Below are 18,220 nucleotides of genomic sequence, written 5' to 3' on the forward strand. Positions count from 1 at the left end.
TGTGTATATAAATGGAATATAATCAATCAACAGTTAACTACTGGAAAGCTTTTGTATTACCATATACATTTGCTTTAGAAGAGTTAAAAACTAAATTTGAAATTATGAACCGGGAAGCTCAATTTCTAGAGGATTACAACCCGTTTGAACATATAAAAACAAGACTAAAACAACCTGAAAGTATTATTAAAAAGCTAGAACGCAAAAGCTTATTACCAACAGTTGAAAACGCTCAAACACATTTACAAGATATTATTGGTATTCGTATTACATGTTGCTTCGTAGAAGATATCTATCATTTGAAAGAAGTCATTCAAAAACGCGAAGATATGGAAGTCATTGAAGTAAAAGATTATATCGCTAACCCAAAACGAAACGGATATAAAAGTTTACACATGATTATTAAATACCCTTTATCACTAAATTCTGGTACAAAAGATGTATTTGCAGAAATTCAGTTACGTACACTGGCAATGGACTTTTGGGCAAGTTTAGAACATAAACTTTATTATAAATATGAAGGGAAAATACCGGAGTATTTAAAAGATGAACTACATGATGCAGCAATGAAAGCTGAAGATCTTGATAATAAAATGGCCACAATTCGTCAAGATATTGATGATATTGAGGCATGCTCAAATCAAATTATGCTACCACTATAAAAAAAAGGTTCTCACCAATGAGAACCTTTTTTCTATAATTTTTGGGAAGTACGACTCCACACTTATTAAAGTTTCACGTTATTTTTTCTCTATCGTTCGAACCTCTTCAATCTTCCATTTATCATCTTCTTTTCCAAGAGCATACTGTACTTTCTTTTGAAGAGTGATACTGTCGTCTACTTCCTTTTCTTTCGTTTCAACAATAACATACCCTACTTTACTAACTTTCATATCTATATGTTCCAATTCAATTTTCTTATTTCCCTTTTGAAACGCGGCTTCTTTTTGTGTTTTTAAGTCTTCAGCACTAGGCATCTTCTTTGAAAATAACTCCATATGTTCTGCAAGATTCTTTTCATTCTTCGTTCGCACAAATGTATTAATAATATCTTGAATAGATTTCTCTTCTTCTTTTGTTATTTGTACCTTTTCCTCAGTTTTTTTAGTAGTAGATTTTTGTGCTACATTATTCTCTTCTTGTTGACATCCAACTAGTAATACTACAAATGCTAGAAGGAATCTTAATTTCGCAAATATTTTTTTCATATTTCCAACTCCTAAAAAGAAAAGCGAGGCAGTTCGCCTCACTTTCGCTCTTAATTATCGTCTTCCTTTATTCGGATCACCGCCACCAACAATATCAAAGACACGTTTCGCTATATTTGTATTCTCTTGAACGCCAGAGAACAAGTATTTACCTGGACCAAATGCATACACGTTCACATCTTCCCCTGTATGTCCACCTGTTGTCCAGCCTGTAACCGAGCGCTTATTGAAAATATCTTCAATTGCATTATCAATCTTTGTTACATCTTTTGACGGAGCTATATCATTTACAGCTTGAATTTCTTCTGGAGTTAATTGTAAATCAATATACTTTTTCAATGTTTCTTCTACATTTGCACCTTTTGCAATCTCATTTGCCATAAAGTCTGGTGTGCGTTTTGCAGCTTTAATTGGATCTACTTTAAAGTTATACTCGCCATTGGCACCTAAAGATAATCCACCAGTAGCGTGATCTGCCGTTGCAATAACTAACGTATTTTTATCTTTTTTCGCAAACTCAATCGCTGCTTTGAAAGCTTTTTCGAAGTCTTCCATTTCACTCATTGCACCAACAATATCATTATCATGTCCAGCCCAGTCGATTTGACTTCCTTCCACCATTAAGAAGAAACCATTTTTATTTTTGTTCAAACGCTCAATCGCTGCATTAGTCATTTCTTCTAATGAAGGTGTTTTCTCATTGCGGTCAATCATTTTATCTAATCCACCTGGTGCAAATAAACCAAGAATTTGATCATTTTTATCATTTAACAATTGATCTCGATCCGTTACATAGCTATAACCAGATTTCTTAAACTCTTCTGTAAGATTACGATCTTTTCTAACAAAGTTCTTTACGCCGCCGCCAAGCATAACATCTACTTTATGCTTCCCTTTAATTTTCTCATCAAAATAATCATTTGCAATTGCGTCCATATTTTTACGGCTAATGTCATGCGCACCGAAAGCAGCTGGTGTTGCATGTGTAATTTCAGAAGTTGCAACGAGTCCCGTTGATTTCCCTTTTTCTTTCGCTTGCTCAAGAACCGTTTTCACTTCCGCTTTATCATTATCAACTGCAATTGCAGCATTATATGTTTTAATCCCTGCTGACATAGCTGTTGCTGCCGATGCAGAGTCTGTAATATTTTCATGTTCATCTTCTGGGTATGTTTTTTGTGTTCCTACAAGATGCTTATCAAATTCTGTAGATTCCATTTCAAAGGTTTTTGGATTATCTTTCATATAACGGTGAGCCGTCATATATGAAGGGCCCATACCATCCCCAATTAATACGATAACATTTTTAATCTTTGCATTGCTTCCGTTCTCATCTGCATTAACCTCACTAGAACGAGTAAAATTCCATGTTGCTACCGAAGTAACTGCTAATGATGCCACAACTGCAAATGGCCATGCTTTTTTCACAAATTTTTTCACTGTCTTGTCCCCCTAATTAGGTTATTCATTTCCCACTATCAAATTTAATGGAAGACTATTAAGAGAAAATTAGCTGTATGTAAATTTTTTGTTAACTTATGTAAATATCAGTTATAATTTGTATAAGTTTGTCTTTTTGTATCAATCATCCCTCCCTTTACAATTTAAATATAAACAAGTTGGATTTCATTTAACGTAAATCTCTTTTTTTACATTTTGACTCTATTTTTATGAAAATAAATAGAAATGCGGTGAGCCTTTATGAAAATAGTAAAGCTAAATGAATCTTTTATTTTTGAATTACTTAATCTTTGCAAATCTGTTGGATGGTTACACGATGAAATTTTTATGAAAAAACAATTCGAAATGTATCTTTCTATCGGCACACTTGTAGGTTACATTCATGAAAACAAACTCATTGCGACTGGAGGAGTATTTCCCTTTACAAGTAACTTCGCTTCCATTGGTATGTTAATCGTTCACCCTAATTTTCAAGGACGTGGAATAGGGCGCATGTTGCTAAATCATTGCTTGGAACAAATTCATCCAAAACAACCAATTGCACTTATTGCGACAAAAGCTGGCGAACCTCTATACACATCATGCGGATTTCAAACAGCAACAACGATTCATCGTTTTGAAAAGCAAACTATTAAGACGTACCCTTCTCACTTACAACAAGTACAAGAAGAAGACCTTATATCTCTTACTTCTCTGGATCAAATTGCAACTGGTATGAATCGTTCTCTACTTTACTCTTTGCTATTACCAAGGGCCGTACACTCTTTTAAAATTGAAAGAAATAACTGTATAGAAGCTTTTTCATTATGCATACAAAAGGGCAATATATTATGTATCAATCCACTTATCGCCAAGCAAGAAGAAGATGCTATTCAATTATTAAAAAAGATATGTGAATGTTGGAATGGTATAGTACGAATTGATGTCCCACACTCACAATTTACATTTCGTAAATTTCTTCAAGCAGAAAATTTCCAAGAAACGCTCCTTTCACCTCTTATGATAAAAAATGGTAGCCAACTTCCTGGAAATCGTAATATGCTATTTGCTATGATAGATACAGCGTTATGTTAGAAAGGAGACACCTAATTGAAGCGATTTAGCTATTTTATGGTAGGTTGTCTTACTCTTACACTATTAGTAGGATGTAGTGCAGCAGAAAAGCCAGTAGAACAAGTAAAGCAAGTTAAAAATACAATTACAGCGAAACTAGCTACCGAGGAAAAAATGGTAGAAATAGATGGTCAAACCATTTACTTTAAAAAGATTGGTAATGAAAAGCCACCTTTACTTATGATTCATGGCTTTGGAGGGTCATCAGATGGTTTTCAAAAGATTTACTCCGATTTAGCAAAAGATCATACAATTATTTCTGTAGACGCTTTAGGATTCGGGCGCTCATCTAAGCCAATGGATTTTTATTATTCTTTTCCAACTCATGCAAATTTGTATTATAAATTAATGAAAAAACTAGGATATGATTCATTCGCAATACTGGGGCATTCCATGGGGGAGAAATTTCTCTAAATTTAACATATTTATATCCTGAAGCAGTTACTCACCTTATTTTAACTGATGCTACAGGTGGCCCTCATACATTCGTTAATAAACAAGGCTCACCAAAACCACAATTGTCGACTGATTTAAATGCCGTTTCTTCTATTACAGATTATGATGAGAGCAAAGTGAAATTCAAACGTAATGATGAAGAACATTATAACAAAATGAAACTATGGCCTAGACGTCTTAAAATTAATGCGAATGAAATGAAACAGCCAACTTTAATTATATGGGGCAGAAATGATAGTAGCGTTTCTTGGAAAGAAGGAGAAACGTATCATCAATTCTTAAAAAATAGCACTTTACATATTATTGAAAAAGGTTATCATGCACCATTTCGCCAAGAACCACAAGAATTTGTCGGGTATGTACAAGACTTCTTTAAGAACAATCCGATCAAAGTTGAAAAATAACATAAACGGGTATCTCATTGTGAGATACCCGTTTTCATATATTAAGCAGCTTGCTTTTGGCGTTTTTGAGTTTTTGATCCTAATACTTTCGGGATAACGAAGCCATCCATTCCAAATTTCCCAGCGTTCATACCGGCAACAAGAACAAACATAGATAAGATAACCATCTCAGGGTTCACACCAATTGACCCACTAAACATATAGGAAAAGTTCATTACAAGACCAAAAAAGACCGCTGTTTTTGTTAAACAGCCTACAATTAAACCAATTCCGACTAAAATTTCTCCCCATGTTACAAGCGTATTAAACAAATCTACATTTGGAATTGCAAACTCTTGTAAGAATGATGCCCACCAAGATTGAACAGCCGGTTGTGCGCCTTTAGATTTTTCAATTGCGCCTTGCAAATAACCTGTTGCATCGAATCCTTTTCCTTGTAGTTTACCGATTCCAGCCATTAACCATGTGTAACCAAGATATACTCGAATTACTGCTAATACAAAAGAAACTGCTTTGTTTTCTCTTAAAAATTGAATAACCATATCTTCCTCCTAAAGTTGTAATTAAGTTAGTTACAGTTAATATAATAACATTAGTTACTTATTTTTAAAACGTTAATTATGAATAATTCATGACATGTGTATGAAACATTAAAAACTAACGTTTATATAGTAACTTTTATTACCTGTAAAAACTTGAACATATCATACCACAGGTGATAATCATTTTCATTGAAAAAAATGTAAAAAAATTGTGAGTTAAATGTGAAACACGTTTATTCGAATATAGAATAAACGTGTTTCACACTAATTATAGAATCGAAATGTATGTGTCTCCTCATCAATTAAACTCGCTTCTTGAAACGCTTCTTCTAACGTTTTCCCATGATTAATAACCCCATAAAATAAGCGTATAGTAAACATAAGTGCTGCATTTCCATCTACATAATTAATCGATCCAATATATGATTTCACACCACTATGTAAAAAAGATTTTGCTAGATTTTGCTCCCCTAACTTGCACCCGCTATTTACAATATATGTATTATGCAATTTTGCATATTTATAAATTTCTGCTGCACCAAAATACCCTCTCGGTTCATCTTGTTCATATACTTCTTCGCCTAACTCTTCCATGACAAACTTCCCTTCTTCACCATGAAAGCAAAAAATAATATAATTAATATCGTTAAATAAGTTCTTTCCAGAAAGAACTTCCACAAAATCTTTCGGTCTACCAATCCAATATGTCACAACCCTTGCACCAAAATATTCAAGAGATGCTCGGATTGATTGCGCCTCTAAATCCGAATTAAAACCAACTACTAATGCAATATTCAACATACAACCCCCATTCTATAATCAGCCCTTATCAATCAGACTTTTATGGGATAAATCCATTTCATATATACCTGTTTCTTTCAAAAAATCTGATCTAGTTAAAACGACTTTCTGTAAATATTGTCTATATGCTGTAATTGTTCCATCATGAGATACAATGCAAATTCTTTCAGCACCCAGTCCATAACACCAAAGAAGAAATTCATCTACTATTTGCTGAAAACTATTCTCTGAAATAGTGTTTATACCTTCCTTCCATAACTGATTATTTGAGCTTTTCTCTATCGAAAAATGTGGAAATAACTTTTTTATCATATCCTGATCTACTATGCGATCGCATGGTAATGTTTTCGCGCCTTCTCGATAAGGAAAAATACGCGGGGATACATATGGATGAACGATTTTTTGACAACTACATTTCGCACTCCATATTGTCGCTGTTTGCAAAGTTCGAAGTGTAGGGCTAACAATTAATATATCCGTTTCTTGTAATGATACATCACGTTGAAGTAATTTAGCTTGAGCCTTTCCTACCCTCGTCAATGGTGGGTCAAACACTTGCAAGCTTTCCGGTAAATCCGTTGTATGTTCACCTTCACCATGCCGAACAAAAACAAGTTTCATATTCAGCCTCCTCTTACTATAAAAATCCTCACACATATTTCTTCCCTATTGCATTCTTTATTCCTGCTGTATGAAAACCGATATGTAAAAAAGGTTTGACACTAGATTTGTAAAATATTACAATATAACATGTAAAATACTTTTTACATCGAAAGGAGAATTACATATATGAAATGGATAATTGTCTTTATTGGAATGATTGTATGGGGATATATAAACGGCTTCTTTAGTAGTGATAAAACTGCTAATCCTTGGATTACAGATGATGGACGTGAAACAAAAATTAAACAAAAAGCAATTACGGCAAGCTGGTCCGGTATTTTTATATTTTGTACCATTAGCCTCTTAAATAAATGGTTAGGTTTAAGCACAAACGATAAATCACCGTACTTACCAGACCCTATCGCAGCTTTTTTAAAAGAAAATGTAGAGATACAAGTTTTACTCATGCTATTTGTTATGTATGGAATATTTTACTTACATTATCGAAGAAAATTAAGTGCCTAATTTCTAACTCATGATTATACTCCTAAATGGTTATAGTAATCATGACAAAATGAAAGGAGAGATATAAACATGAGTAACTCGAATGAATTTTTAGATACACTACATGAAAAACAAGCAAAAGATGAACAAAATAGAAAGCGCCAAGGGAACGGAAACCCAGCGAAAAAAAAGCCAAATAAAACACATAAATAACAATAAAAAACTGCCTAAAATGATCTTTTAGGCAGTTTTTTTATTCTTCTTTCACCGAGATAATATTTTCCCAATTCCATTTCTCATAATACCACTCTGGTACATCTACATTTTCAATCCATTTCTTTTCATATTTTCCATCGCTATGAGCTAGCCATATATCAGCTTTCTTACGATTTGAACGTATCCATATTAATTGATTGCTCTTCTTCATGAAAATTGGATGATAATCGCCTTGCTTATTAGATGACTTTGTAATTTGATATTGTTTATCGCTTGTGCTATTTATCTCATATAAAGATGGGAATGGCCTTTTTTCTGGCAGAGTTTCAAACCCTCCCTCTTTTGCTCGTGAAACGATAATTACATTATCGTTCTTCCATGTAAAATCCCAATCGACATATCCTTTCGGCGTAAATGTTTGCTGCTGGAGTGCTGGCAGTTCTTTTATTTTTAAATGTTTATTCTCTAATGCAACTCTCCCGCTCCCTTCAATATAAGCCAATATATTTTTTGATGGCGCCCATTTGAACCATTGTGTATTTAATAGCATTTGATCTACTATTTCAAACCGACTACCGTCTGCTCGAACTAAGCAAAGTGTATTACTATCAGCTGACCATGAAGCTGTCGGTACCGCTAAAAATGAAATCCACTTTTGGTCTGGTGACCACTTAAACCCACTTGCAACTAGCGCTAGAAAATCATCATGTTCATTTGGTAATGCATACAAATGCTTCATTTTGTGCGGGTTTTTATTTGCATCTTTTTGCACTTCATATAGCTGAGCTCCTGTCCACCCTGTTGGAAGTAAATGTGCTTCAGAGGATACAAGAAACTTCTTTCCATCAGGGTACCATGCATAATCGCCTACACCCGCTGATACATTTTCAAAATCTGCATTCTTTTTTTCAACGTCAAATGTATTTAATGTACCTGCAAATATAAATGTAATTATATTTTCTGTTGGTGACCATTTATAATTCGATATTTCTGAGTGCGACGGTATAACTTTTTTTCCATCTTTTAGCCGATATAACTCAAGCATACTTTGTTTCTTTCCTTTTACATATGCCAGCCACTCTCCATCATGTGACCACTTTGGCCCTGTTATGTACTCTCCTTTTGTAATTTGTATTTCTTTTCCATCAACTTTTATCCAAAGATTATGATGACGAATAAAAGCAACTTTCACACTACTACTTTCTGCACTAGTAATAGTTATAGAACATAAAAACATAAACAACACTACACTACCAATTACTATTAGCCTTTTCATACCATCACTCCATTTTCCTCATAGCATTCCTCACTTTCTCCCTACAATATGTGAAAAATATCGATTCGACATAATCAGAAAAAATTTCCCAAGCAATTTTCAATTCATAGAGGATTGGTATGAATTATGTCGAAAGTATAGTTCAGCCAACATTTACATTTATAATTTTCGACTACAATGTAAAATTTCACTTCTGAATATTGGCACTTTTTTATTAGGGGGAGTATCAATGAAAAAAACTACATCTACACTATTAAGTATGGCGCTTGTCTTTTCTAGTTTTGGAGCTTTAAGCGCTCATGCTGAATCACTACAAAAGGAGACGCAATTTAGTCCACAATTAAAAACAACGATTGAACAGTGGGGAGAACATAAAATTGCTCAAAATGTTGAAACGAAAACAACAAAAGAAATATCAGTAATTGTAGAATTGCAACATGCTCCTCTCGCTGCTCAAAGTAATATTCAGCATGCTCCAGATTTACAAAATAGTAATGCGCAGTCTTATCATGCTGAACTAAAAAAAGCACAAGAAGATACGACTAAGAAAATAAAAGAAAAAGCACCTGGTGCAAAAATTAAAGAAGTGTATAATACCTTATTTTCCGGATTCTCTATTTCAGTTCCTGGAGATCAAATTACCTCTCTTGCCTCTTTACCTGAAGTAAAAGCAGTCTATCCGAACTTAACATATAAATTGCATGAAACATCAAAAAGTGCTACTAACGAAGAAGCACCAAATATCGGTGGACCGACAATTGGTGCACCTGAAGCGTGGAATTTAAAAGATCCATCTGGCAAACCGCTTGATGGAAAAGGCATGAAAGTAGCCATTATCGACTCTGGCGTAGACTATACACACCCTGACTTAAAGGCAAATTATATCGGTGGATATGACACGGTTGATGAAGATAACGATCCAATGGATGGTAACGTACATGGTACTCATGTAGCTGGAATTATTGCGGGTAACGGAAAAATTAAAGGCGTTGCTCCAAACGCTTCTATTCTAGCCTATCGTGTAATGAATGACGGTGGAACTGGTACAACAGATGATATTATCCAAGGGATTGAGCGAGCGATTCAAGATGGTGCGGATGTGTTAAACCTCTCCCTTGGGCAGGATTTAAATGTACCTGATCAGCCTGTAACATTAACGTTAGAACGAGCAGCGAAACTTGGTGTTACTGCTGTCGTTTCAAATGGAAATGACGGACCAAAACCTTGGTCTGTTGATGCTCCCGGTAACGCAAGTAGTGTCATTTCTGTTGGAGCATCTACAGTTTCTATCCCGTTTCCAACATTCCAAGTAGCTGGTTCCAGCAAAACATATCAAGGGTTACCGTTATCAAAATCCGATTTTCCAATAGGAAATGATTCCCCTCTTGTATATGTTGGTTATGGCAATTCAGGTGATTATGCAAAACAAGATGTGAAAGGGAAATTCGCACTTATTTTACAAGGTACTTCTAGTACATTAGTAAAAGCAGAACAAGCGAAGCAAGCTGGTGCACTTGGTGTGTTATTAATCTCTAGCGAAAAAGAAATTAATATGATGCCGGAATATTTTTCACGTGAACATCTAGCTGTCCCAGTAATACAATTATCCAATACAAATGGGGAAGAATTAAAAACTTTAATTACAAAACGAAAGAAAAATATAAAAATCGGACAACCAAAGCAAACCGAACTTATCGGTAACTTTAGTTCAAGAGGACCATCACAAGGAAGTTGGCTAATAAAGCCTGATGTTGTTGCACCTGGAGTACAAATTACTAGTACAGTACCGCGAGGCGGCTATGAATCGCATAACGGAACAAGTATGGCTGCTCCGCAAGTAGCTGGAGCGGTTGCCCTCTTGCGTCAAATGCATCCTAATTGGACGACAGAACAATTGAAAGCGGCTCTTGCCAACAATGCAAAAACATTACATGATGTCAATGAAAATACATACCCTGTTATGGCACAAGGATCTGGTTTAATTAACATTCCGAAAGCAACTCAAACAAATATATTAGTAAAACCTAACAATGTCAGCTTTGGTCTTATTAAGCCCAATAGCGGAAAAGTAAAACTGACGCAAAATGTTACATTACAAAACCTTTCTAGTAAAAAGAAAAGTTTTTCAACTCGTGTAGAATTACTAGATGCAAACACAAAAACAAAAGTAAAAGCTTCTGTCCCTTCATCGATTAGCATACAACCGAATAGTAGTACCGAAAAACCATTTACTATCACTGTAGATAGCTCACTACAACAAGGTGTGTATACTGGAAATGTATATGTAAAAGAACAAGGGGCAAAAGAAGAAATTCGAATTCCATTCACATTTAGTATCGATCCTAAAGATTATAAACGTATCGATGGACTTGAAATTATTAATTCTACTTTTAGCCCAAATGGCGACCACGTACTAGATGATAATCTCATCAACTACTATTTAGTTGCGCCTGTGGATGATGTCACATTGCATGCAAATTTAGTTACGAAAGAACGTGTAACGTATCAAGGAATTATCCATCAAGCTAAAAATGCAACTCCTGGGTATAAACCTTTCAAATGGAATGGTACAAAAGCAGATGGCACTCCTTTAGCTGACGGGCTATATCAAATTGAAGCAGTTGCTTCTAATTCTGGCGGAGAAACAAAGCAAACAGCTGCTGTATTTCTTGATCGAACTGCACCTAAGTTAACACACGAGGTTGACCAAGAAAATCTCGTAATTAGAGGAAAAGTTGATGATATTCTACTAGATTGGATGTCAGAATCTGGTTGGATAGCACCTGGTATTCCAGTGAGAATGCAATATGAAATTAATGGAAATGGTGTATGGGAACAGGCATTCCTGAACCCTTGGGAGAAAAGCTATGACATTTATTTCAATCGCACTCAATTACAAAAAGGAAAAAATACTATTCACATTGTAGCAACTGATGCAGCTGGCAATACCTCTAATTTAAATGTTAATTTAGAAGTGAAATAAAGTGAAACTTTAATCAGTGGAGATTTCGTTCATCCCCACTGATTATTAGCCTTCACCAATCAGGGTTTACGAGCAGTCAGTCTACCATCTAACTTCTTTACTCCCACCGAATTCTGAGGTAGGAGTTTTACTGCTCGTTAACATGGGATAAAAAATTTATGTTGACAATTTTTTAAATATAGTTTTATAATACAAAACATAGTTTAGTTGAACGAATTATATATCGGCTTTGAAGGAATACTAGTAGCGACTTATATCACTGTCTCAGAGAACTGATGGTTGGTGCGAATCAGTACATATACAAGCGTGAATTACAATTCTGGAGCTTCTTTCCCGTAATGCTTTTTATGCATGAAGAGAAAGACGGATCTTTCCGTTATCTTAAAGTGAGTGGTAAACAATTAGTTGTTTACAAATAGGGTGGTACCGCGATTTTTATCGTCCCTATCGGATTTTCCGATAGGGACTTTTTTGCGTCCATCCTCTTACACAATTTCATATATACGCGTTGAAAGAATCGCAGTAGTATCTTATATCCCTGTTACAGAGAGCTAATGGTCGGTGGAAATTAGCACATATATAAGTATGAATTACAATTCTGGAGCTTCTTTTTCGTAGTGCTTTTCTGCATGAAGGAAAAGACGGAATTTTTCCGTTATCATTAATTGAGATGTAAGTATATTTTCACTTACAAATAGGGTGGTACCGCGATTCTTTCGCCCCTATCGGATTTTCCGATAGGGGCTTTTTCTATTTCTCACAGAAACAAATGTTAAATAATTCCGAATCTTATGATAAAATTTTATAAGCGCTTACAAAAAATGAAAGGAGGTGATACAAGCTATACGAAATCAATATTCAATTTTATTGAAAAAAAGGAGGATGTCTAAATGACAAAGAAAACAGAAATTCCATCGCATTTAAAACCATTCGTATCCACACAACATTATGATCAATACACACCGGTGAATCACGCTGTGTGGCGTTATATTATGAGACAAAATCATAGCTTCTTAAAAGACGTTGCTCATCCAGCCTATGTGAACGGACTACAATCATCTGGTATTAATATAGATGCAATTCCAAAAGTAGAAGACATGAATGAGTGTTTGGCACCAAGTGGCTGGGGCGCTGTAACGATTGACGGACTTATTCCCGGCGTAGCATTCTTCGATTTTCAAGGACACGGACTACTACCGATCGCAACAGATATTCGGAAAGTAGAAAATATCGAGTACACACCAGCTCCAGATATCGTACACGAAGCCGCAGGACACGCACCGATTTTACTTGATCCTACATATGCAAAATATGTGAAACGTTTTGGGCAAATTGGTGCAAAAGCTTTCTCTACAAAAGAAGAACATGATGCATTTGAAGCTGTTCGTACATTAACAATAGTAAAAGAAAGCCCTACTTCTACTCCTGATGAAGTTAAGGCTGCTGAAAATGCTGTAATTGAAAAACAAAACTTAGTTTCTGGTTTATCAGAAGCTGAACAAATTTCACGTCTTTTCTGGTGGACAGTAGAATACGGATTGATTGGAAACATAGATGATCCAAAAATATATGGTGCTGGTCTCCTTTCTTCTGTTGGCGAAAGCAAACATTGCTTAACAGACGCTGTAGAAAAAGTTCCATTTTCTATTGAAGCATGTACAGGGACAACTTATGACGTAACAAAAATGCAACCACAACTATTTGTTTGTGAATCCTTTGAAGAGCTAACAGATGCGCTTGAAACATTTTCTAAAACAATGGCCTTTAAAACAGGTGGAAAAGAAGGTTTAGAAAAAGCAATTCGCTCTGAGAACTATGCAACAGCTGAGCTAAATAGTGGATTACAAATTACAGGTACATTTAGCGAGACAATTAAAAACGATGCAGGTGAATTAATTTACATGCGAACAAATTCGCCAACGGCATTAGCGCTTCATAATAAACAGTTAGCAAATCATTCTACTTCTGTACACAGTGACGGATTTGGAACACCGATTGGATTACTCACTGAAAATATTGCATTAGAAAACTGCACAGACGAACAACTACAATCATTAGGAATTACAATTGGAAATATCGCTGCGTTTACTTTTGCAAGTGGTATTCATGTAAAAGGAACAGTAACAGATATTGTAAAAAACGATACGAAAATTGCTCTTATTTCCTTTATCGATTGCACAGTTACTTATAACGCCCGCGTCTTATTTGATGCTTCATGGGGCGCATTTGATATGGCTGTTGGCTCACAAATCACTTCAGTATTCCCAGGTGCCGCAGATGCCGCAGCATTTTTCCCAATGGATGAAGAAGTTCAAGAAATTCCTGCTCCACTTGTACTGAATGAACTTGAACGTATGTATCAAACAGTGCGAGATATTCGAAGTGAGGGGATTTTACACGACGCTCATATCGATCAATTAGTAGCAATTCAAGAAGTATTAAATAAATTTTATGCGAAAGAATGGTTGCTGCGCCTTGAAGTATTAGAGTTACTTTTAGAGCATAACAAAGGGCATGAAACATCAGCAGCATTACTACAACAACTTTCTACTTTCACAACTGACGAAGCTGTAACACGCCTTATTAACAATGGTCTTGCGTTACTTCCAGTAAAGGATGTGAAAAATGATGCTACGATTAACTGAAGAAGAAGTTCACGAGGAATTATTGAAGGTAGATAAATGGATGGTAAAAGATGAGAAATGGATTGAACGAAAATATATGTTTTCCGACTACTTAAAAGGAGTCGAATTTGTCTCTGAAGCCGCCAAACTATCAGAAGAACATAATCACCATCCATTTATCCTTATCCAGTATAAAGCAGTTATTATTACTTTGTCATCTTGGAATGCAAAAGGTTTAACGAAACTAGATTTTGAGCTTGCAAAACAATTTGATGAGCTATTTTTACAAAACGAAAAAGCAATTATAAGAAAATAAAAAAGAGAAGCCTTTTTAGGCTTCTCCTTTTATTTTGAAATGGATACAATGTCCAAATGGATCCTCGACTTGTAATATTCCATCTTTGTACGTAGCAATCTTGCCAATATTTTTTAAGCTTTCACATACTTGCTCTTTTTGTTTTTCATCCACTAGTACAATTGTGAAATATTTCAAACCAATGGAACCTGGCATTTGCGGTGGTACCCCTTCACCTTGCCATGTATTTAAACCGATATGGTGATGATAACCACCTGCAGATACGAACAACGCTCCATTACGAGCTGGGATCGTTACTTCAAAACCAAGACCATCAACATAGAAACGTTTCGCTTCCTCTAAATCAGCTACATGGAAATGAATATGCCCCATCACAGTACCAGCTGGAAATCCACTCCATGTACTTCCTTGCTGTAATAATTCTTCACCAGCTAACGGGTTACTAACAAATGGGAGTTCTCCATTCTCATCACGCCAAACTTCTTTTTGTCGATCATGATAAATTTCAATTCCGTTTCCATCTGGATCAGCTAAATAAAGGGCTTCACTAAAGTAATGATCGGCTCCGCCATGTAGCGGATATACCATTTCTACAAGATGACGAAGAACATTCGCTAAATCCTGTCTATTTGGTAATAAAATTGCGTAATGATATAACCCTGTTCTTCCTCTTTGCTTCGGAAAGGCTTCCTTCTTTTCTTCAATGATAAGAAGTGGTTCATCATTTTCATTCCCAAATGTAACAACTGCTTCTTCTTCTTTTAGCACCTTCATACTTAGTACTTCCGTATAAAACTCTAGTGATTTCTTTACATTAGATACGTATAAATGAACAACATCAAGTGTTGTATCGGGATGAAGTTGAAAACTCATCTTGTTAGCCCCCCCATTTAAATTAGTTCTTCTTTGACATTTTTTCTTTTAAGAAATTATCTACAAAACCATCAGCTTTTGCAACAAATAAGTATGCACCCATTGCTAATAATGCAAGTTCTAATTCGAAACCAGGATTTTTTCCATCTCCCAATAAACCAGTTGACCATTTCACTTTTACGATTGCTCCAACCATAACAAGTGCAAATAATAATCCAATATATCTTACACCTAAACCTAGAATTAATAATAGACCTCCAACTAATTCAAATGTTGCTACACCGTATGCAAGTCCTCCTGGTAAACCAATGCTTGTAAACCACCCTGCAATATTGTCAATTCCTGATTGGAATTTTGTTAAACCGTGCATGAAGAATGTTACCCCTAACACGATACGAATAATTAAGTTACCAATATGTTGATTCATTTCATTCTCTCCTTTATAGTTTCCTTATACAAAACTTTTATTTACATTACAAAACATACACTAATTTTTTTTATTCGTCAATTCATTTTCACTGGGAAAAAATATATTTTTTTTGCTATGATACAAATAGTTGTTTACAAAAAGGAGCTTGATTTTATGAATATTGGTTCTGCAATACGTGAAATTCGTCAACGTAGAGGCATAACAATTGCACAAATTTGTGAGGGAACAGGTCTTTCTAAAGGCTTTATGAGTCAGGTTGAAAATAATAAGACATCACCATCTATCTCAACTTTAGAAACGATCTCCAATTTTTTAAATGTTCCCCTTCCCTATTTATTATTAGAACAAAAAGATCGCTTAAAAATTGTCAAAAAAGAAGAACGGAAATACAGTGTATACGGCAAAGATGAGCAAAGAATTGAGCATGTTGCGGAGCAAGGGGGGCTTCGCCTATCTTTAGTAGAAATCCCTACTGGATTCCCGAAAGAAAACTCACCAAATGCCCATGAAGGGGAAGAATGTCACCTTGTATTACGTGGAAAACTAGAAGTTCAGCACGGTGAAGATATTGCAATTGTAGAAGAAGGTGATTCTTTCTCATGGAATGCATGCGTTCCTCATATTGTTCGTAATATAGGAGAAGAAACTGCATTATTACTTATCTCTAGTTATGCGGAAAATCGAAAACGTGTTTACTAAATAATAAAAAAGAAGCCTGATTAACAGGCTTCTTTTTTTATCCCCTTATAATTCCATAACTTGTCCCAACTAGTACCGTCTTTTCATGCTGATTGCGATAAACTGACTCGATTGAAACTTTTTTATAACCTTCCATTTGCTCAATATTTGTTAAAGTTAATTCACAAGTGATCGTATCTCCTGTAAAAACTGGTCTAATAAACTCACTTACTAATTCTCTTGCTATGTAATGTAACTCTTCGCCCACCTTTGTTCCGATACTAGCAGTCAATAAACCATGAACCATTAGTCTTCCGTTTTCATCGTATTCCATATGGTGTCTACCTTTATCACCTGTAATATTTGCAAATTCAAAAACTTCCTCCTCAGTAAATCTTCTTTCATATTTAAATACATCCCCAACTTTTATACTCATTTTTATCCCCCTAATAATAAACGGAATTTTCTTTCATTTTATCATAAAAAGAGCCTCAATCCATTCTCTATTATCAAAAGTCTCAAAATTACCTCGCTATACTTTTTTACTTTCCGTTCATTTATCGGTGACCATCTCTTTTCGCGGCTTGATATCCATAGTACGCACATGTTCCATTTCTCGATAGCTCTCTAACTTCAAATCCACAACTTCTATAAAAATCAAAATTGTTCGCAGATGTATGCGCAAACCAGTCACCGTGGGGAAGTTTTTGCAAACAAAGAGCTACAAGCTTCTTACCTAATCCCTTCCCTCTATATTCACACTTCACAACTAAATTTACTATGTTCGCGATCATAATTCCATCCGAAATGACCCTAACCATTGCAATCATCTCTTCTTCATCCCAAATTGTGAAAGCCCATGTTGAATTTTCAAATGCTATCGTAAATTTTTCAATTTGCCAAGAAGGGATATTATCATTACTCCAACCGGCATCTTCAAACAATGCTTTAATTGCATATGCTGGTACGCTACTCGTTCCCTCACGAATAATAAGTCCATTATGATAAATGTACATGTAATCCCCCCTTTATTTTCATATACCATTCTTCAAAAAATGCAATTTACCTTTAAAAAAGTAATTTTTCATCCGACACGTTTAATGGAATAAACAAGAACATCCATCCCATGAAATAAAGTTGTTTTCTCATAGCTGAGCCCTGTCTTTCTAGCAACAAATATTGAGGCGGGATGATTCGGGTTAATGAGAGAAATTAATTTATTCATTCGTAATGCTTGGAAACCGTAGTCTCGAAATGCTGCCGCCGCTTCTTTTGCATACCCTTTTCCCCAATACTGAGGAAGTAACCAATAACCAATTTCAATTTCCTCTTTTCCATCAATCTGCTGCTTTACCAGCCCTGCATGACCAATTCTTGTTCCCGTTTCCTTTTCAATCAATACAAATAAACCGAGACCGTTTTTATAGCTAGGAATGACCCACTCCTCCAAACTTTTTTTACACTGTATATATGTTTTTAACGTCCCATTTCCAATATAGCGCATTACCTTCTCGTTCCCCCATAGTGAAGCATAGAACTGTAAATCATCCATTGTATATTTGCGAATTTGTAAACGATCTGTATGAAACATGCCTGCACTCCTTTCCACTAATTTGTTCTTAATTTCACGATCATGTTTTGTTTGCATACGAAATGTTACTATTAATTATAAAGTGAAACTTTAATCAGTGGGGAATTTTATTCACCCCCACTGATTATCAGCCCTCACCAA

At 35.2% G+C, this 18,220-nt stretch carries 19 protein-coding genes, 1 pseudogene and 2 other annotated features; of the genes and pseudogenes, 9 read left to right on the top strand and 11 right to left on the bottom strand.

What is annotated here, in order from left to right; all coding sequences use genetic code 11:
- Nucleotides 1–11 precede the first annotated feature (11 nt).
- A complete protein-coding gene (locus JFU02_RS13050; RefSeq protein ID WP_000456230.1) occupies nt 12–662 on the top strand; it encodes a GTP pyrophosphokinase in 651 nt (216 codons plus the stop codon).
- Nucleotides 663–740: 78 nt separating this feature from the next.
- On the opposite strand, the gene JFU02_RS13055 is transcribed toward JFU02_RS13050, so the two are convergent.
- Entirely contained in the window at nt 741–1,208 is a 468-nt protein-coding gene (locus tag JFU02_RS13055; RefSeq protein WP_000717904.1) for a hypothetical protein, read from the bottom strand.
- 54 nt (nt 1,209–1,262) lie between these two features.
- A complete protein-coding gene (locus tag JFU02_RS13060) occupies nt 1,263–2,648 on the bottom strand; it encodes an alkaline phosphatase (RefSeq protein ID WP_061666282.1) in 1,386 nt (461 codons plus the stop codon).
- A 261-nt stretch (nt 2,649–2,909) separates the two neighbouring features.
- On the opposite strand from JFU02_RS13060, the gene JFU02_RS13065 reads away from it, so the two are divergent.
- Both JFU02_RS13065 and JFU02_RS13070 read left to right on the top strand, forming a co-directional pair.
- Nucleotides 2,910–3,743, top strand: coding sequence for a GNAT family N-acetyltransferase (locus JFU02_RS13065; RefSeq protein WP_000706694.1), 834 nt, complete (start codon nt 2,910–2,912; stop codon nt 3,741–3,743).
- Between the two features lie 15 nt (nt 3,744–3,758).
- Nucleotides 3,759–4,642 (top strand): annotated as a pseudogene (locus JFU02_RS13070) (alpha/beta fold hydrolase).
- A 41-nt stretch (nt 4,643–4,683) separates the two neighbouring features.
- On the opposite strand, the gene JFU02_RS13075 reads toward JFU02_RS13070, so the two are convergent.
- From JFU02_RS13075 to JFU02_RS13085, 3 genes are all read right to left on the bottom strand, one after another.
- Nucleotides 4,684–5,184, bottom strand: coding sequence for a DoxX family protein (locus JFU02_RS13075; RefSeq protein WP_000236608.1), 501 nt, complete (start codon nt 5,182–5,184; stop codon nt 4,684–4,686).
- A 264-nt stretch (nt 5,185–5,448) separates the two neighbouring features.
- Nucleotides 5,449–5,985 carry a delta-aminolevulinic acid dehydratase gene (locus JFU02_RS13080; protein WP_097888670.1) on the bottom strand — a complete coding sequence of 179 codons (537 nt, stop codon included), beginning with the start codon at nt 5,983–5,985 and terminating at the stop codon, nt 5,449–5,451.
- A gap of 18 nt (nt 5,986–6,003) precedes the next feature.
- Complete coding sequence (locus tag JFU02_RS13085) at nt 6,004–6,606, bottom strand: phosphoglycerate mutase family protein (RefSeq protein WP_000779740.1); 603 nt, start codon at nt 6,604–6,606, stop codon at nt 6,004–6,006.
- Between the two features lie 168 nt (nt 6,607–6,774).
- Between JFU02_RS13085 and JFU02_RS13090 the strand changes: the two genes are divergently transcribed.
- Both JFU02_RS13090 and JFU02_RS13095 read left to right on the top strand, forming a co-directional pair.
- The gene (locus tag JFU02_RS13090) at nt 6,775–7,113 is read left to right on the top strand and encodes a phosphoglycerate mutase (RefSeq protein WP_201071118.1); all 339 of its coding nucleotides are present in this window, start codon (nt 6,775–6,777) and stop codon (nt 7,111–7,113) included.
- Between the two features lie 69 nt (nt 7,114–7,182).
- Nucleotides 7,183–7,305, top strand: a complete 123-nt coding sequence (locus tag JFU02_RS13095) for a DUF4023 domain-containing protein (RefSeq protein ID WP_000071866.1) — start codon at nt 7,183–7,185, stop codon at nt 7,303–7,305.
- Between the two features lie 40 nt (nt 7,306–7,345).
- Here JFU02_RS13095 and JFU02_RS13100 read toward each other — a convergent pair whose 3' ends face one another.
- Nucleotides 7,346–8,584, bottom strand: coding sequence for a TolB family protein (locus JFU02_RS13100; protein WP_000825711.1), 1,239 nt, complete (start codon nt 8,582–8,584; stop codon nt 7,346–7,348).
- A 229-nt stretch (nt 8,585–8,813) separates the two neighbouring features.
- On the opposite strand from JFU02_RS13100, the gene JFU02_RS13105 reads away from it, so the two are divergent.
- The 3 genes from JFU02_RS13105 (at nt 8,814) to JFU02_RS13115 (ending at nt 14,507) form a co-directional block, all read left to right on the top strand.
- Entirely contained in the window at nt 8,814–11,567 is a 2,754-nt protein-coding gene (locus tag JFU02_RS13105; protein ID WP_097888672.1) for a S8 family peptidase, read from the top strand.
- Nucleotides 11,568–11,787: 220 nt separating this feature from the next.
- Nucleotides 11,788–12,016, top strand: a binding site (T-box leader).
- 50 nt (nt 12,017–12,066) lie between these two features.
- Nucleotides 12,067–12,294, top strand: a binding site (T-box leader).
- Between the two features lie 163 nt (nt 12,295–12,457).
- Nucleotides 12,458–14,212, top strand: coding sequence for an aromatic amino acid hydroxylase (locus JFU02_RS13110; protein WP_061666277.1), 1,755 nt, complete (start codon nt 12,458–12,460; stop codon nt 14,210–14,212).
- Nucleotides 14,193–14,507 (top strand): 4a-hydroxytetrahydrobiopterin dehydratase, encoded by a 315-nt coding sequence (locus tag JFU02_RS13115; RefSeq protein ID WP_000979537.1) that lies wholly within the window; start codon nt 14,193–14,195, stop codon nt 14,505–14,507. Before JFU02_RS13110 ends, JFU02_RS13115 begins: the two co-directional genes overlap by 20 nt.
- A gap of 15 nt (nt 14,508–14,522) precedes the next feature.
- Here the strand turns inward: JFU02_RS13115 and JFU02_RS13120 are convergent, their stop codons facing one another.
- On the bottom strand, nt 14,523–15,380 hold the full coding sequence (locus JFU02_RS13120; protein ID WP_000009837.1) for a VOC family protein: 858 nt from the start codon (nt 15,378–15,380) through the stop codon (nt 14,523–14,525).
- 22 nt (nt 15,381–15,402) lie between these two features.
- Nucleotides 15,403–15,807, bottom strand: a complete 405-nt coding sequence (locus JFU02_RS13125) for a DoxX family protein (protein ID WP_201071120.1) — start codon at nt 15,805–15,807, stop codon at nt 15,403–15,405.
- A 156-nt stretch (nt 15,808–15,963) separates the two neighbouring features.
- Here JFU02_RS13125 and JFU02_RS13130 point away from each other — a divergent pair, with 156 nt between their 5' ends.
- Nucleotides 15,964–16,509, top strand: a complete 546-nt coding sequence (locus JFU02_RS13130; RefSeq protein WP_001020693.1) for a helix-turn-helix domain-containing protein — start codon at nt 15,964–15,966, stop codon at nt 16,507–16,509.
- 37 nt (nt 16,510–16,546) lie between these two features.
- Here JFU02_RS13130 and JFU02_RS13135 read toward each other — a convergent pair whose 3' ends face one another.
- The 3 genes from JFU02_RS13135 to JFU02_RS13145 form a co-directional block, all read right to left on the bottom strand.
- A complete protein-coding gene (locus JFU02_RS13135; RefSeq protein WP_000025008.1) occupies nt 16,547–16,924 on the bottom strand; it encodes a hotdog family protein in 378 nt (125 codons plus the stop codon).
- A 121-nt stretch (nt 16,925–17,045) separates the two neighbouring features.
- The gene (locus tag JFU02_RS13140) at nt 17,046–17,504 is read right to left on the bottom strand and encodes a GNAT family N-acetyltransferase (RefSeq protein ID WP_097889067.1); all 459 of its coding nucleotides are present in this window, start codon (nt 17,502–17,504) and stop codon (nt 17,046–17,048) included.
- Between the two features lie 68 nt (nt 17,505–17,572).
- Nucleotides 17,573–18,136 carry a GNAT family N-acetyltransferase gene (locus JFU02_RS13145; protein ID WP_003307847.1) on the bottom strand — a complete coding sequence of 188 codons (564 nt, stop codon included), beginning with the start codon at nt 18,134–18,136 and terminating at the stop codon, nt 17,573–17,575.
- Nucleotides 18,137–18,220 lie beyond the last annotated feature (84 nt).

It is taken from the genome of Bacillus sp. TH13, assembly GCF_016651175.1.
Taxonomy (GTDB): Bacteria; Bacillota; Bacilli; order Bacillales; family Bacillaceae_G; genus Bacillus_A; species Bacillus_A thuringiensis_S.

Excerpts from the sequence above, each read along its gene's own strand:
- JFU02_RS13050 (WP_000456230.1), top strand. The coding sequence starts at position 12 with ATGGAATATAATCAATCAACAGTTAACTACTGGAAAGCTTTTGTATTA.
- JFU02_RS13055 (WP_000717904.1), bottom strand. The coding sequence starts at position 1,208 with ATGAAAAAAATATTTGCGAAATTAAGATTCCTTCTAGCATTTGTAGTA.
- JFU02_RS13065 (WP_000706694.1), top strand. The coding sequence starts at position 2,910 with ATGAAAATAGTAAAGCTAAATGAATCTTTTATTTTTGAATTACTTAAT.
- JFU02_RS13075 (WP_000236608.1), bottom strand. The coding sequence starts at position 5,184 with ATGGTTATTCAATTTTTAAGAGAAAACAAAGCAGTTTCTTTTGTATTA.
- JFU02_RS13080 (WP_097888670.1), bottom strand. The coding sequence starts at position 5,985 with ATGTTGAATATTGCATTAGTAGTTGGTTTTAATTCGGATTTAGAGGCG.
- JFU02_RS13085 (WP_000779740.1), bottom strand. The coding sequence starts at position 6,606 with ATGAAACTTGTTTTTGTTCGGCATGGTGAAGGTGAACATACAACGGAT.
- JFU02_RS13090 (WP_201071118.1), top strand. The coding sequence starts at position 6,775 with ATGAAATGGATAATTGTCTTTATTGGAATGATTGTATGGGGATATATA.
- JFU02_RS13095 (WP_000071866.1), top strand. The coding sequence starts at position 7,183 with ATGAGTAACTCGAATGAATTTTTAGATACACTACATGAAAAACAAGCA.
- JFU02_RS13100 (WP_000825711.1), bottom strand. The coding sequence starts at position 8,584 with ATGAAAAGGCTAATAGTAATTGGTAGTGTAGTGTTGTTTATGTTTTTA.
- JFU02_RS13105 (WP_097888672.1), top strand. The coding sequence starts at position 8,814 with ATGAAAAAAACTACATCTACACTATTAAGTATGGCGCTTGTCTTTTCT.
- JFU02_RS13110 (WP_061666277.1), top strand. The coding sequence starts at position 12,458 with ATGACAAAGAAAACAGAAATTCCATCGCATTTAAAACCATTCGTATCC.
- JFU02_RS13115 (WP_000979537.1), top strand. The coding sequence starts at position 14,193 with ATGATGCTACGATTAACTGAAGAAGAAGTTCACGAGGAATTATTGAAG.
- JFU02_RS13120 (WP_000009837.1), bottom strand. The coding sequence starts at position 15,380 with ATGAGTTTTCAACTTCATCCCGATACAACACTTGATGTTGTTCATTTA.
- JFU02_RS13125 (WP_201071120.1), bottom strand. The coding sequence starts at position 15,807 with ATGAATCAACATATTGGTAACTTAATTATTCGTATCGTGTTAGGGGTA.
- JFU02_RS13130 (WP_001020693.1), top strand. The coding sequence starts at position 15,964 with ATGAATATTGGTTCTGCAATACGTGAAATTCGTCAACGTAGAGGCATA.
- JFU02_RS13135 (WP_000025008.1), bottom strand. The coding sequence starts at position 16,924 with ATGAGTATAAAAGTTGGGGATGTATTTAAATATGAAAGAAGATTTACT.
- JFU02_RS13140 (WP_097889067.1), bottom strand. The coding sequence starts at position 17,504 with ATGTACATTTATCATAATGGACTTATTATTCGTGAGGGAACGAGTAGC.
- JFU02_RS13145 (WP_003307847.1), bottom strand. The coding sequence starts at position 18,136 with ATGCAAACAAAACATGATCGTGAAATTAAGAACAAATTAGTGGAAAGG.